Source organism: Streptomyces sp. YKOK-I1 (assembly GCF_054660435.1).
This window is the reverse complement of sequence record NZ_BAAGDR010000001.1, coordinates 5,407,965-5,421,080: the sequence shown is the minus strand read 5'-3', so window position 1 is coordinate 5,421,080 and position 13,116 is coordinate 5,407,965. Positions and strand designations below refer to the sequence as shown.

9 protein-coding genes are annotated in these 13,116 nt (G+C 69.9%); 2 read left to right on the top strand and 7 right to left on the bottom strand.

Annotation, left to right across the window (positions count from 1 at the left end; translation table 11 throughout):
- Window positions 1-137 precede the first annotated feature (137 nt).
- Together ACYQ8Q_RS24095 and metG are read left to right on the top strand one after the other, a co-directional pair.
- On the top strand, window positions 138-2,180 hold the full coding sequence (locus ACYQ8Q_RS24095; protein ID WP_460067795.1) for a VWA domain-containing protein: 2,043 nt from the start codon (window positions 138-140) through the stop codon (window positions 2,178-2,180).
- 123 nt (window positions 2,181-2,303) lie between these two features.
- Window positions 2,304-4,019, top strand: a complete 1,716-nt coding sequence (gene metG / locus ACYQ8Q_RS24090) for a methionine--tRNA ligase (protein ID WP_460067793.1) — start codon at window positions 2,304-2,306, stop codon at window positions 4,017-4,019.
- A 75-nt stretch (window positions 4,020-4,094) separates the two neighbouring features.
- On the opposite strand, the gene ACYQ8Q_RS24085 is transcribed toward metG, so the two are convergent.
- From ACYQ8Q_RS24085 to ACYQ8Q_RS24055, 7 genes are all read right to left on the bottom strand, one after another.
- Complete coding sequence (locus ACYQ8Q_RS24085) at window positions 4,095-5,084, bottom strand: hypothetical protein (RefSeq protein ID WP_460067791.1); 990 nt, start codon at window positions 5,082-5,084, stop codon at window positions 4,095-4,097.
- On the bottom strand, window positions 5,075-7,480 hold the full coding sequence (locus ACYQ8Q_RS24080; RefSeq protein ID WP_460067790.1) for a P-loop NTPase: 2,406 nt from the start codon (window positions 7,478-7,480) through the stop codon (window positions 5,075-5,077). Before ACYQ8Q_RS24080 ends, ACYQ8Q_RS24085 begins: the two co-directional genes overlap by 10 nt.
- The gene (locus ACYQ8Q_RS24075) at window positions 7,477-8,193 is read right to left on the bottom strand and encodes a hypothetical protein (RefSeq protein ID WP_460067789.1); all 717 of its coding nucleotides are present in this window, start codon (window positions 8,191-8,193) and stop codon (window positions 7,477-7,479) included. Before ACYQ8Q_RS24075 ends, ACYQ8Q_RS24080 begins: the two co-directional genes overlap by 4 nt.
- Window positions 8,194-8,399: 206 nt before the next feature.
- The gene (locus tag ACYQ8Q_RS24070; RefSeq protein WP_460067788.1) at window positions 8,400-9,743 is read right to left on the bottom strand and encodes a pectate lyase family protein; all 1,344 of its coding nucleotides are present in this window, start codon (window positions 9,741-9,743) and stop codon (window positions 8,400-8,402) included.
- Window positions 9,744-9,852: 109 nt separating this feature from the next.
- Window positions 9,853-11,679, bottom strand: coding sequence for a carbohydrate-binding domain-containing protein (locus tag ACYQ8Q_RS24065; protein ID WP_460067786.1), 1,827 nt, complete (start codon window positions 11,677-11,679; stop codon window positions 9,853-9,855).
- Window positions 11,676-12,476, bottom strand: coding sequence for a VTC domain-containing protein (locus ACYQ8Q_RS24060; RefSeq protein WP_460067785.1), 801 nt, complete (start codon window positions 12,474-12,476; stop codon window positions 11,676-11,678). The genes ACYQ8Q_RS24065 and ACYQ8Q_RS24060 overlap by 4 nt, the downstream gene beginning before the upstream one ends.
- The gene (locus ACYQ8Q_RS24055; protein ID WP_460067783.1) at window positions 12,473-13,075 is read right to left on the bottom strand and encodes a DUF4956 domain-containing protein; all 603 of its coding nucleotides are present in this window, start codon (window positions 13,073-13,075) and stop codon (window positions 12,473-12,475) included. The genes ACYQ8Q_RS24060 and ACYQ8Q_RS24055 overlap by 4 nt, the downstream gene beginning before the upstream one ends.
- Window positions 13,076-13,116: the final 41 nt, after the last annotated feature.

The window sequence follows — 13,116 nt, the reverse complement described above, 5'->3', positions numbered from 1 at the left end:
TGGCCGGGAGGCGGTGTTGACACACCCCGCTTCCCCTCACTCACCCCTGCCCAAGATCGCCACTTCGGGCCGCTAACCTTACGTGTCCGTCCTGGCCAGGGATTGACGGGCTTCAACTCACGCGAAGGGTTGCGCGCATGGGCATTCTCACTCGCCTTCGGAACGCATTCGGCCGCTCACGCAAGGAGCGCACCGCCGAGGCGGAGGGTGCGGAACAGGTTCCCTCGCAGGGACCGGCTTCTTCGCGAGAGGAGGGGCAGAACAGCGAACCGGCGCCCACGACGGCGCCGACCGCCGTGATCCCCGAGCCCCGCGCGGCAACGGACTCGGAACACGAACTGGTCTCGGCGGCCTTCGACAACGTATCGGTCCCGAAGCCGGCCCGCTCCGCGGAGGAGGCGGAGTCTCCCGCTGAGGCTGCGGAGAAGGCGGACGAGAAGCCGGACGAGAAGACATCGGCTGCGAAGGAAGCGGGGGCTGCGGAGGCGGAGGCCGAACCGGAGGCTGACGCTGAGGCGACCGCTGAGGCCGAGGCGGTGGCTGAGGCGGTGACCGAGGCGGAGGCCGAGGCGGTGACCGAGGCGGTGGCGGAGCCTGAGGCTGCCGCTGAGGCCGCGGCGGAGCCGACGGCCGAAGCCTCGGCAGAGCCGACCACGGAGGCCGAGCCCGCCGTTGAAGCTGCGCAGGAAGCGGCGGCTGCGGAGGCGGAGGCCGAACCGGAGGTTGACGCTGAGGCGACCGCTGAGGCCGAGACGGAGCCCGAGGCTGAGGCGGACGCGGACGCGGAGGCTGAGGCCGAGACGGAGGCTGAGCCCGAGGCAGTGGCTGAGGCGGAGGCGGAGCCTGAGGCTGCCGCTGAGGCCGCGGCGGAGCCGACGGCCGAAGCCTCGGCAGAGCCGGCCACGGAAGCCAAGCCCGCCGTTGAGGCTGCGGCGGAAGCGGGGGCTGCGGAGGCGGAGGCCGAGACTGAGGCTGACGCTGAAGCGACCGCTGAGGCTGAGGCGGAGGCTGCCGCTGAGACCGCGGCCGAGCCGACAGCCGAAGCCTCGGCAGAGCCAGCTGAGGTTGAGGCGACCGCTGACGCCAAGGCGGAGCCCGAGGCGGACGCGGAGCCCGAGGCTGAGGCGGACGCGGAGGTCGAGGTTGTCGCTGGGTCCGCGGCGGAGCCGACGGCCGAGGCGGACCCGCAGGCTGAGCCTGCGGCGGAGGCCGAGGCTGAGGCTGCCGCTGGGACCGCGGCAGAGCCGACGGCCGTAGCCTCGGCAGAGCCGGCGGCAGAAGCCGAGCCCGCCGTTGAGGCTGCGGGTGCAGCCGAGCCGTCCGCTGAGGACGAGCCCGAGGCCGAAGCGGCCGTGGAGTCGGCGGACGCCGAAGCCTCTGCGGTGACCGAGGAGGCCCCGGAAGAGGCACCGGAGCCCGAGGCGGCCACCGCCGAGGAGCCCCAGGCCGAGGCTGTCCCGGCGGAGCCGGAGGCACAGCCCGAGCCGGTCGCCGCCGATGCCGAGCCGGCCGCCATCGACGCCGACGCCGAGCCCGCCGTAGTCACCCCCGCCGGTGAGCCCCTCGCGCACGACGCCGCCGCTCTCGCGCTCGCGAAGGCCGGGCTCACCACCGCCCGGGCGAGTGTGTACCTCGTTCTCGACCGTTCCGCGAGCATGCGCCCGTACTACAAGGACGGCTCGGCCGCGGCGCTCGCCGACCAGACGCTCGCGCTCGCCGCCCACCTCACCCCCGAGGCCCCCTCGGTCCACGTCGTCTTCTTCTCCACCGAAGTCGACGGCACCACCGACCTCACCCCCGCCTCCCCGGAGAACGCCGTGGACGAGGCGCACGCGGGCCTCGGCCGCATGGGCCGTACCAGCTACCACGCCGCGGTGGCCGCCGTACTCGCCCACTACGACGAGAAGGCCACCCCCGGCACCCCCGCCCTGGTCGTCTTCCAGACCGACGGCGCCCCGGACGCGAAGACCCCGGCCACCCAGTCCCTCACCGACGCCGCGAAGAGCCACCCCTCCGTGTTCTTCTCCTTCGTCGCCTTCGGTGACCACGACAACAAGGCCTTCGACTACCTCCGCAAACTGAAGACCGACAACACGGCCTTCTTCCACGCGGGCCCGACCCCCCTGGAGCTCACCGACGCGGAGCTCTACGACGGCGTCCTCATCGACTGGCGCCCGTAACACCGCCCAGCCGCGTATGCCGCCCGCTTCTCACCCCGTAAAACGGGAAGCGGGCGGCATACACATGTCGGATACGATTTCAAGGTTCGCACCAGCAGCAGACCGACCTGGGAGCAGCCCCCGATGGCTCGACACCTCATCACCAGCGCCCTTCCGTACATCAACGGAATCAAGCACCTGGGCAACATGGTGGGGTCCATGCTCCCGGCGGACGTGTACTCCCGGTACCTCCGCCAGCGCGGCCACGACGTCCTGTACATCTGCGCCACGGACGAGCACGGCACCCCCGCCGAGCTGGCCGCGAAGGAGCAGGGCATCCCGGTCGCCGAGTTCTGCGCCACGGCGCACGACGCGCAGAAGGCGGTCTACGACGGCTTCGCGCTCGCGTTCGACTACTTCGGCCGCAGCTCCAGCCCGCAGAACGTCGAGATCACCCAGCACTTCGCCCGCCGCCTCAACGAGAACGGCTTCATCGAGGAGCGGGCGATCCGCCAGGTCTACAGCCCCGCCGACGGCCGTTTCCTCCCGGACCGCTATGTCGAGGGCACCTGCCCCCACTGCGGCTACGACAAGGCCCGCGGCGACCAGTGCGAGAACTGCACCCGGGTGCTCGACCCCACCGACCTGATCAACCCGCGCTCGGCGATCTCCGGCTCCACGGACCTCGAGGTCCGCGAGACCAAGCACCTCTTCCTGCTCCAGTCCAAGCTCCAGCACGAGGTCGAGGCGTGGGTCTCCCGCCACGAGGGCGACTGGCCGCAGCTGGCCTCCTCCATCGCCCGCAAGTGGCTGACCGAGGGCCTGCACGACCGCGCCATCACCCGTGACCTGGACTGGGGCGTCCCGGTCCCGGCCGACACCTGGCCCGAGCTGGCCGCCGAGGGCAAGGTCTTCTACGTCTGGTTCGACGCGCCGATCGAGTACATCGGCGCGACGAAGGAGTGGGCCGACCTGGACCCGGAGAACCGGGACTGGAAGTCCTGGTGGTACGAGGCGGACGCGAGCGTCCGCTACACCGAGTTCATGGCCAAGGACAACGTCCCCTTCCACACCGTGATGTTCCCGGCCACCGAGCTGGGCGTGCGCGAGCCGTGGAAGAAGGTCGACTACGTCAAGGCCTTCAACTGGCTGACGTACTACGGCGGGAAGTTCTCCACGAGCCAGAAGCGGGGCGTCTTCACCGACCAGGCCCTGGACATCCTCCCGGCCGACTACTGGCGCTACTTCCTCATCGCCAACGCGCCCGAGTCGGACGACTCGTCGTTCACCTGGGAGCACTTCACGGCCACGGTCAACAAGGACCTCGCCGACACCCTGGGCAACTTCGTCAACCGCGTCCTGTCCTTCTCCAAGAAGCGCTTCGGCGAGGAGGTACCGGCGGGCAGCGCGCCCGGCGAGGCGGAGACCCGGCTGGGCGAGCAGATCGCCGAGCTGCTCGCCGAGTACGAGACCCAGCTGGAGGCCCTCCAGTTCCGCAAGGCGGCCGCCGCGCTGCGCGCCCTGTGGTCCGCGGGCAACTCCTACCTGGAGGAGAAGGCCCCCTGGCTGGAGATCAAGACCGACCAGGAGGGCGCGGCCCTGACCCTGCGCACGGCCATGAACCTGATCCACCTCTACGCGGTCGTCTCGGAGCCCTTCATCCCGGCGACGGCGAAGACCATGCGCGAGGCCTTCGCCCTGACGGACGACACCGCGACCTGGGTCACCCCCGACGAGGCCCGCGCCCTCGCCGCCGTCCCCGCCGGCACCCCCTTCACGGTCCCCCCGGTCCTCTTCGCCAAGCTCACGGACGACGACCTGGCGGCCTACAAGGAGCGCTTCGGCGGCGAAGGACAGTAACAGCGGGCGCTACGGCGCGCCCGGCCTGTCGGGCTGTGGCGTGCCTCCGGCCGGTCCGAGGCGCGCCACCGTCCGCTACAACGGGATTCCCTTGTTGCGCTCCAGAAGCCGATGCAGCTTCGGTTCGAACTCATCGGCGATGCGCATGAATTCGTGATTGTCCTTGCAGAACCGCCGCCCCGTCTCGACCACGGCGAGGATCCGGCGGAGCGTGTCGTCGACCTGCCCCGCAGACAACGAGCCCTCACAGGAGCCGACCCACTCGGTCCCCCGTCGCGCGACCACGGAGAACGAGTGCGGGGAGGCTCCGCCATGGCGCCGTGTCACGTCCTCCAGCACCCCGAGTGCCTCGAAGGCACGGTCGCGCAGATTCCCGTCGGCCGGACTCTCCGTGGACCTTCGCAGTCGTATCGCGCTCCACGCCGTGAGGACGAAGTGGTCCGTGCCTCCGCCCTCGCACCCCTGCGCGGTCTCCAGATGATTCTCGGCTATGCCGAGGTCACCCCGTTCGAGTTCGTACTCTCCGCGCTGCAGCCAGTAGTGAAAGTTGTCCCGCAACAGTTCGTGCACAGTGCTGTAGATGTCCCTCACCTGCCTGGGGTTGAGCCGAAGCGACACCATGAGGGAATGGTTGAGCAGCCGGATCATGATCCTGCGATACGGGTCGTCGTTGTCCCGGATGTCGGACGCGTACTGGGCGTAGAACCTCAGCAGATACTCGATGACGCCGGCCAGCTGGCCGGGGTTCTTCTTGAGGACGGTCTCGACCACCGTGTCCGCGATGGTCCGTTGCCGACAGCGGACGGTCCCGTCCGGAGCCAGAGTGAGAAACCGCCTGTCCACCAGCTGGTTGATCGCCCTGTTCAAGGACGGCTTGGGCGCTGCCCGCCCGGAGACTATCTGCAGCAGGTCCTCTTGCTCGATGCCACGTTTCTTGAAGACGATGGCGGATTCGAAGACACAGACGGTCGCGTACACCGCGACCTGTTCGGGATTCAGTTCGTGGTATTCGCTGGCGACTTTCTCCTCGAATCGCTTGCCCGTCACCACCTGGATCATCGCCACGAGCAGGCTCCGGTCACACAGTTCCCGCAGTTTGTCGATCTTCTCCGGCCTGAGCCTGTGCCGCTTGAGTATCCGGGCAGACCATGAGTGTGCAGCACGTCGACGATGTGTCCCAGGTCTTCGTCCTTGAGCGGCTCGTCGGCCGACACCCGCCTTGACTGGAAGGTGACATCCAGCTCGTCGGAACGGGTCGTACGGATCGCCGCGACGACCAGCGCCCTGCCACCGTTGCTGAGCTCCCTGAGCAGGGACGCACCCAGGCTTCCGAAGATGTCGACGTCGTCCACGAAGATCGCATCCGCCGACATGCCGCGAGCCTGGGCCTTCAGGTTCGGTAGTGGATCAGTCGCCTCGCGGTCGATCCAGGCAACCGTCCGCCCCGTCTGATGGAGCTCATAGGCATACTGCATGAGGGCGGTCGTCTTGCCGGAGCCTGCCCGTCCTTCCACCAGGACGATCCTGTGCCGTCCGTCCTCCGCGGGCAGAGCACTGGCGCGGATGCGGTCGATGATGGAGAGCTTGACGGCCAAGCCGTCCTTGACGTCACCCCATGTCGGATCCTGGCCCTTGAGGAACTCGACGCTGCCCGTGGGCGCGTTGTCGACCAGGGAGGAGACTAGTTTGATTCCCGAACCCCGTCGTGCACCGACTCGAACGTCCGCGAGCCGCCTCTTGCCCTGTTGGAGAATCTCCAGTCCCGGCCGCAGTCGCTGCACCGCGAACTCGTGCGGGAGAGCCTGGATGTGGGTGAGTCCGGCTTGTCGTATACGGGCTCGGTCCGCCGCGGTCCCCGGCCCGGTGATGAGAAAGCGAGGAAACCGCTCCGCCTCGGTCTGTGGCTGTGCCAGGGCGAGTGCGTTCCACAGCGAGCGGCTGCTGGGGGAGGAGGCTATGAAGACCGCCGGGTGGGTCAGCAGTTCCGCTTTCAGCCTGCGAAACCACAGTGCGCGTGGCGAGAGATCGTCATCGGCTGGAACACCGAAGTCGAGGCCTTCGGGAGTGGCGGGACTGCCGTGCATGGCGACCACTTCGACCGTGGCCTTGCCGGCCTCGGGTTTACGCTGGAGGGCGTTGACGAAGACGTTGGTCTCCGCGGCTCTCGGGTCGAACTCGAGAACCGACGCGAAGATGTCGGTCGCGGTGAAGTCGTAGATGCGCCACCAAGGGGCTTGCAGCACGCGGCGCGCGGCCGTCATGGACTCCTGGTCCGAGCCGCGCAGTTCGGCGATGTACTGATCGACCGTACGGCCACCCAGTTCGCTGAGGGCGGTCCCCCAGATCTCCGGCGTGGTGGGCGCGGGGTCGGGCACCTCCCCGTAGACCGCCTCGGTCAGCTGCCTGGTGAGTGAGTCGACGTCGGTAAGCCCGTGCTCGCCATGCACACCCGAGACGGCGACGAGGATCATTCGTCCTGTGCCGATCTGTTGGTAGAAGTTCTCCAGGGTGGCCGCTGCGTCGTACGCCTCCGAAGTCGCCTGGCGCGGCAGTGGGGCACGGCCTCCGGAGCGTCGTGGGTTCGGCAGGGGGATCGGCTGCTCGGCAGGAGGTGCCGCAAGGTCACGGATCTTGGGCGCTCTGGCATCGACGATGTCGATACGCAGAAGGCGGTGCTGGCGCGTTGCACCGCGAGGAGACACCAGCCACCGGGCAGCCGCCCCGGCGCGGGCGGATTCGCCGTCGGAGGAGAGCAGCAACGTGCGCGGCAACGCGGGCGTGAGAGCGGCTGGGACGCCTGCGGAGTGCCCCGCGGCCACAAGGGTCAGATCGTTGGCATCGACCCACTGAAGGCAGCTTTCGCCGACCGCGCTGTCCAGCTGTGCCGTCGTGCAGGTGGCCAGGTCTGTGGTGGCGTCGGGTACTGCCATGCGGAAGACCGTGTTGGCGACGACGATGCCCAGTGTGCCCGTGCCCGTCGTGAGTCTTACGGATCCTTCGCCCGGCAGGACGCCCGGTCGCCACTCGGGGAAGTTCGCGTGGGCCTCGGTCCATGCGACGAAGTCCCCTAAGGAAGCGTCTCGGATGGCTTCGACGATGTCGTCCTCGTCACCACGCCACAACCCACGCTCGGTGTCGTTCCAGTAGCGGGTGAGTGCCTTGGCAAGCATGCCTTGGCCAGGTCCGAGCGGGCTGACGTCGTGCTGTCCCGGCACGGTCACGACCGGCGGCAGCCGGTCCGCACCGGTCTCCAGGCACTCCAGCATCACTGTGTCGAGGAAGTCGTCGGTCTCGGCCGGGGTCATCTGGCGTAGTGGGTCGGCACCGGAACCCAGGATGAGGATGCCGTCTATTCGATCACCCTTGGCATGCACCGACCGCACGCTCTCCAGCGCGGCCTCCCGTTGGACAAGGGGTGTGAAGCACAAGAGATGAAACGCCGCGCTCATGTTGGTGATCATTCCCCTTCCATGACGATTGCTTGAATAGCGGCCTTGGGTATCACCAGCTCGGTTTCCTTCTTCGCCCCGCCGCACTCCTTGGAGGCGACCGTGATGCTCACGAACGGGGTGCCGAGAGAGGCCTTGTCGATCTGGCCGGTGATGCGCTCGTTCTTCATGGCGCACAACGTCCGGGCGCTCGCCGCGAAGGAGGGCGAGACAAGAACGGAGCCAGAAGCCTTCTCCTCCTTCGGACCGCCGATGGCAGCGAGAGCAACCGTGATCACGCTGGCGACCAGCGCCCCCATGACCACCCAGTTCGCGAGTTTCTGGCGTTTGTCGACCTGGGCGGCTTCGTCGTCGGCCCTCTTCAGGACGGCGTTGAGCAGGTCCAGTCGATCCTGGGCGTGGCTCGGTCCGGCCAGAGCGCCCACCGGCTGCGCCACCGCCCGGAGATAGAGGACGGCAGCGAGCAGCCACAGGGCCACCGCTGCGACGCTTGCCCAGCGCGTACTCAACGGACGGTCGGCGAGCTGGGTGAACGTCAGCGCCGCCACAATGCCGCTCGCGAACAGCGTGACAGTGGACTGGGCCGCCTGTGCCCTGACTCTGGCGCCACTCCCCGATCGCACACGCTCGGCGTAGTACGCCTCGCTGGCCGGCCCCAGTACGGCTTCCAGGACGAGTTCGCGCTCGTCAGCCGTGCTGTTGGGTACGGATGAATGCGCTGTCATGATGCCCCCGTGGCGCTCATCGGAAGAGCATCATAGAGGGCGAAGAAGCCTTTGTTCAGTGAGGTGTTGAGAACCGGACGACATCGCATGGAAACCGACGAAGGGTGTGCACATGGCACACCCTTCATGGCGAAGTCGCCGGCGCGACGGGACGGGAACGCGAGGGCCGGGGGCTCGTGGTTCCCGGCCCTCGCGGGTCTTGTGGGCTACTTCAGGACGCCCGCGCCCGTCGTGGTCGCCAGGGAGGTCGGGAGGTCCTTCGCGGAGGACTCCAGGCCGGCGGTGAGGGCCGGGGTCCAGTTGACCGTCGTCTTCAGGTCCTTGGAGGACGCGGCGTTGTAGGCGGCGACGAGGTCGGTCGTCGTGCCGTTGACGAGGTTGCCGGAGCCCTTGATCGAGCCGGTGCCGTCGCCGCTGAGGAGCTTGGCGGCCTTCACGGACGACGGGACCTTCCAGTAGTTGTTCTCGGCGACGACCTGGGCCTTGGCGCGCGAGTTGATGCTGTACTGCACCGCGTAGCCGTTGAGCGGCGTGACGTCGTAGAGGTTGTTGTAGATGTGCACCTGGCCGACGCGGGCCAGCGGGGCGCGCTGGACGATGCCCTTCCACACGTTGTGGTGGATGGAGACCCGCAGCTTGCCGCTCGGCTCGCTGTCGCTGCTGCCGATCAGCATGGTCTTGTCGTGGTTGGTGAACTGGTTGCGCGAGACGGTCACCAGGTCGGAGCTCTTGGTGATGTCGAGGGCGCCGTCGTGGATCTGGTACTCGCGGCCGTAGTACTTGGGGTTGGCGCTGTCGAAGTGCGCCGCGTCGGTGAAGCTGTTGTGGTCGGCCCAGACATGGGTGGCGCCGCGCAGGGTCACCGAGTCGTAGTTGGAGTTCCAGTTGCCGTCGTCGCCGTCGGTCGGGTCCCACTGCGGGAAGCAGTCCTCGGTGGCGGAGAAGGCCAGGTTGCGGACGATGACGTTGTCGACGTTCTGGATCTGGAGCATGCCGCCGGTGAGGCCGGCGTTGGTGCCCGGCACGCCCACGATCGTGGTGTTGGCGGGCACCTTGAAGACGATGTTCTTCGCCTGCTTGGTCTGGGCGGCCGCGCGGGCCTTCTCCTGCGTGCCGGAGGGAAGCTTGGACCGGCCGTAGGTGGCGGGGTCGTAGGCCTTCAGGTACGCGGAGAGCGAGTAGCCGGTGCCCGAGGCGTAGTCGGCGCAGGTCAGCTTCTTGCCCGAGTCGTCGGTGTTGGCGTCGATGGTGCCCTTGATCTTGACGATCCGGGGGGTGGTGTCGGTCGCGGAGCCCAGCGCCTTCACCAGCTGGGCGCGGGTGGAGACGGTGAAGGTGTGCGCGGCGTCGGCCTTGGTGCCACCGGTGGTGCCCGTGCCGGAGGAGGCCCAGCCGTCCTTCGCGGCGAGCGTCTGGTGGTACAGGTCCACGGTCCCGGCGTTCGCGCTCATCACGATCGCACCGGCACCGACACCGGCCGCGACGACGGCGGCGGAGATGACGAGGGTGCGACGGGCGCGGAGGGACCGGCGGTGGGAAGCAGCTGCCACGGGGGTTCCTTACGGGGAGGAGCGGGGTTACGCCCTGTCAGTGGTCGCCGCTCCGTGAAGAGTTGCCGCCGGTCGAAAAGATTTTTCTCCGCCCCTGGGGACCGCCGGATCAGCGGCGGCCCCCGCCCGGCCCGCCGCCCCCGCCGAACCCGCCGCCCTCGGGTGCGTCCCCGGCCGTGACCGTGGCGATCTCCTCGGCCGAGCCGAGGGTGCCCGCCCGGCTGTAGAGGCCGCCCGTGCCGTCGGTGGCGGCGGTGGAGCCGCCCGCGTAGATCCGGTAGGTCTCGCCGGTGGTGATCGCGGACGACGAGTAGACGACGTTCTGGATCTGCTTGGCGGTGACGTAGGTGGCGACGATCCCGCCGTCGGCGTCCACGACGTGCAGGGTCGTGCCCGCCGCGACGGAGGAGTCGAGGGTGGCCGACAGCCAGCCCTGGCCGGAGTCCTCGTCGGGGGCGACGGCCATGCCCGCGCTGCCCGCCGCGAGGAGCGTGCCGCCGCTGACGGTGAAGGTGCCGTTGACGTCGAGGGCGCCGTTGCCGCCCTGCTGGGGGCCGTTGACGACGATCGTGCCGCCGGTGATCTCGGCCGTGCCGTTGGAGTCGAGGCCGTCGCCCTCGGAGTCGACGACGAGGGTGCCGCCGGAGACGGTCACCTTGTAGTCGCCGACCGACTCCCCGCCGCCGGGCCCGCCGCCCCGGCCTCCTTCGGAACTCCCGTCGCTGCCGCTGGCGTTGATGCCGTCGTCGCTCGCCACGATCGACACCGAGCCGCCCGCCACGACGATGTCCTTGCCCTCCAGGCCCTCCTGCGCCCGGGTGACCTTCACCGTGCCGTCGTCGATGACGAGGTCGCCCTCCGCGTGCACCCCGTCGTCCCCGCTCGCGGCGGTCACGGTGGCCCCGGCGAAGTGGACCGCGCCGTCGCTGTGCACCGCGTCGTCGGCGGAGTCGACGGCGAGCGTGCCGCCCTCCAGGACGCCGATGACGCCGGCCTTCAGTCCCTTCGCGGAGGTGTCGTCGGCGGGCTGCCCGCCGCTTCCGCCGCCGCTGCCGACGGTCAGCCGGCCGCCGGTGACGACGAGATCGGTGGCGGCACAGACCCCGTCGCCCTGCGCGGTGACGTCGATCGCGCCGCCCGCCAGGGACACGTACCCGGAGTCCTCGTCGTCCTCGTTGTCGGAGGTCAGGCCGTCGCCGCCGGCCTCGACGGTGAGTTCGCCGTCCTCGACGACCAGGTAGTCCTTGCCGCGCACCCCGTCGTCGGCGGCGGTGACGCGGATCGTCCCGGAGGCGAGGACCAGGCCGTCCTTGCTCACGATGCCGTCGTTGCCGTTCCCCTTCACCGTGAGCGTGCCCCCGCCGCCGACGGTCAGGTCACCGGCGCTGAACAGGGCCGCGTCCGCCTCCGCCCCCTCGGCGTAGGACTTCGCGTCGGAGAGGGTGTTCGTGCTGCCGTCGGCGAGGACGACGACCAGGGCGTCCGCCTCGGTGGCCGCGAGGGCCGCCCCGGTGGAGCTGGAGATCCTCGCCCCGTCCAGCACGAGCCGTACGGTCGCGTCGGGCGCGTCCACGACGATCCGCCCGTCGGTGAGGGTGCCGGCGATGCGGTAGGTGCCGGCGCCGGTGATGGTCACGGTCGCCCCGCTCACCGTCGCCCCCTCGCCCGTCACGGTGGCGGAGTCCCCGTCGAGCGCGATGTCCACGGCGTCGGAGGTGTCCTCGGAGAGGTCGGCGTCATGCGCCTTCTTGTCGGCGGCGAGGACCGTGGCGGCGCTCTGCGCGCCCTCCACGGCGGCACCGGCGGAGGCCGACTCCGTGCCGCCGGCCGACTCCTCGGTGCTCTCCGAGGAACAGCCGGTCAGGGCGGCCGCGGCCAGGGCGACACAGGCGAGGGCGGCGGCCAGCCTGCGCCGTACCGAGGTGGCGATGCTCATGCGGGGCTCCCGTCGAGTGCGGTGGGGAAGTGCCGGCGCAGGACCGGCAGCCAGCGGTGGGCGGGGAGTTCGGGGCGCAGGGCGGCGAGGCCGGTGCCGTACTTGGAGACCGTGCAGGGCCGGTGGCCGAGCGACCACAGCAGCCGGTCGGCGCCGCAGCCGGCCCGTCCGGCCTTGGTCTCGACGACGGCCCGGTCCCCGGCGGCCAGCACCCGTGACCCGTCGGGCAGCGCCCAGACCAGCCCGGTGTCGACCGTCATCCGGCTTCCGTCGCCGGGCAGCAGCAGGGTCGTGCGGCGGTACGTCGTCGTCAGCGCGGGCCGGAAGCGCAGGGCGCGCGGGTCGATACGGGCGCCGGTGAGGACGGCGTCGACGAAGGCGCGGCCGACCGGGTCGAGCGCGCGGTCGTCACCGTCGTACGGGATCCGCTGTTTGACGGTGGTGCCGCGCGGGCCCCGCGTCTTGACCTCCAGGAAGTCCAGGCCGGAGTCGAGATAGCTGCGGACGCGGAGCTTGAAGCGGCGCCGGCGGGACCGGGCGGCGCCCAGGTAGGCGTCCAGGCGCGGGGTGTCGTGGTAGAGCGAGCGGTAGCCGAAGTCCCGTCCGCCGTCGATCTCCAGGACCCGGACGTCCGTGCCCAGGCCGCCGAGCCCGGCCAGCAGGACGGGCAGATCGGCGGCCGGCAGGACGTACTTGCGGTCCACCCTGGTCAACAGCTCGGCGCGGGCCACGAGTTCGTCGAGGCCGACCGGGCGCAGGGTGCCGACGGCCGCGCCGAGGGAGTCGAGGGCCCTCATGCGGGGATCCTGCCGCGCGGCGCCCGCGCCTCGACGTCGGCGTCGACGACGTACCGGACCTCGACCTGGGTGGTGTCGTTGACGAGGTCGACCCCCTTGACCGACAGGTTCACCACCCGCCCGCCGAGCAGCACCTCCAGCTGGGCGCGCAGGGCGGCCTCGTCGGTGTACGCGGAGTCCAGCCGCAGACTGCGGGTGCGGTGGCGGGCGAACAGGCGGGGGTGGTCGGCGACGTAGAGCGTGCCGACGAGCAGGACCGTCAGCGCGACCGGCAGGCCGGACGTCTCCTCGGGGATGCCGTTGAGCAGACCGATCGCGAGGGCCGCGAAGTAGTAGGCGATCTCGTGCTGGGCGATCTCGTACGACCGCAGCCGGATGATCGACAGCACCCCGAACAGGCCCATCCCGAGGCCGATCCCGACGGCGGCCTGACTCAGCGTCATCGCGACGGCCAGCACGCCGACGTTGATCCCGAGGAACGCGGTGACCAGGTCCCGCCGGTGATGGCGCGGGAAGTACACGGCGAAGGCCAGAACGGCGATCGCGGCCAGATCCGTGACGACGAGGAGCGGCTGGGTGTCCATGAGTTGGGTGCTCATGCCCCGACGATCGGTCAGTCGGCTGTGAGCTGTCTTGGCGC

Coding starts and splice junctions, on each gene's coding strand:
- ACYQ8Q_RS24095 (WP_460067795.1), top strand. CDS start 138: ATGGGCATTCTCACTCGCCTTCGGAACGCATTCGGCCGCTCACGCAAG.
- metG (WP_460067793.1), top strand. CDS start 2,304: ATGGCTCGACACCTCATCACCAGCGCCCTTCCGTACATCAACGGAATC.
- ACYQ8Q_RS24080 (WP_460067790.1), bottom strand. CDS start 7,480: ATGATCACCAACATGAGCGCGGCGTTTCATCTCTTGTGCTTCACACCC.
- ACYQ8Q_RS24075 (WP_460067789.1), bottom strand. CDS start 8,193: ATGACAGCGCATTCATCCGTACCCAACAGCACGGCTGACGAGCGCGAA.
- ACYQ8Q_RS24065 (WP_460067786.1), bottom strand. CDS start 11,679: ATGAGCATCGCCACCTCGGTACGGCGCAGGCTGGCCGCCGCCCTCGCC.
- ACYQ8Q_RS24060 (WP_460067785.1), bottom strand. CDS start 12,476: ATGAGGGCCCTCGACTCCCTCGGCGCGGCCGTCGGCACCCTGCGCCCG.
- ACYQ8Q_RS24055 (WP_460067783.1), bottom strand. CDS start 13,075: ATGAGCACCCAACTCATGGACACCCAGCCGCTCCTCGTCGTCACGGAT.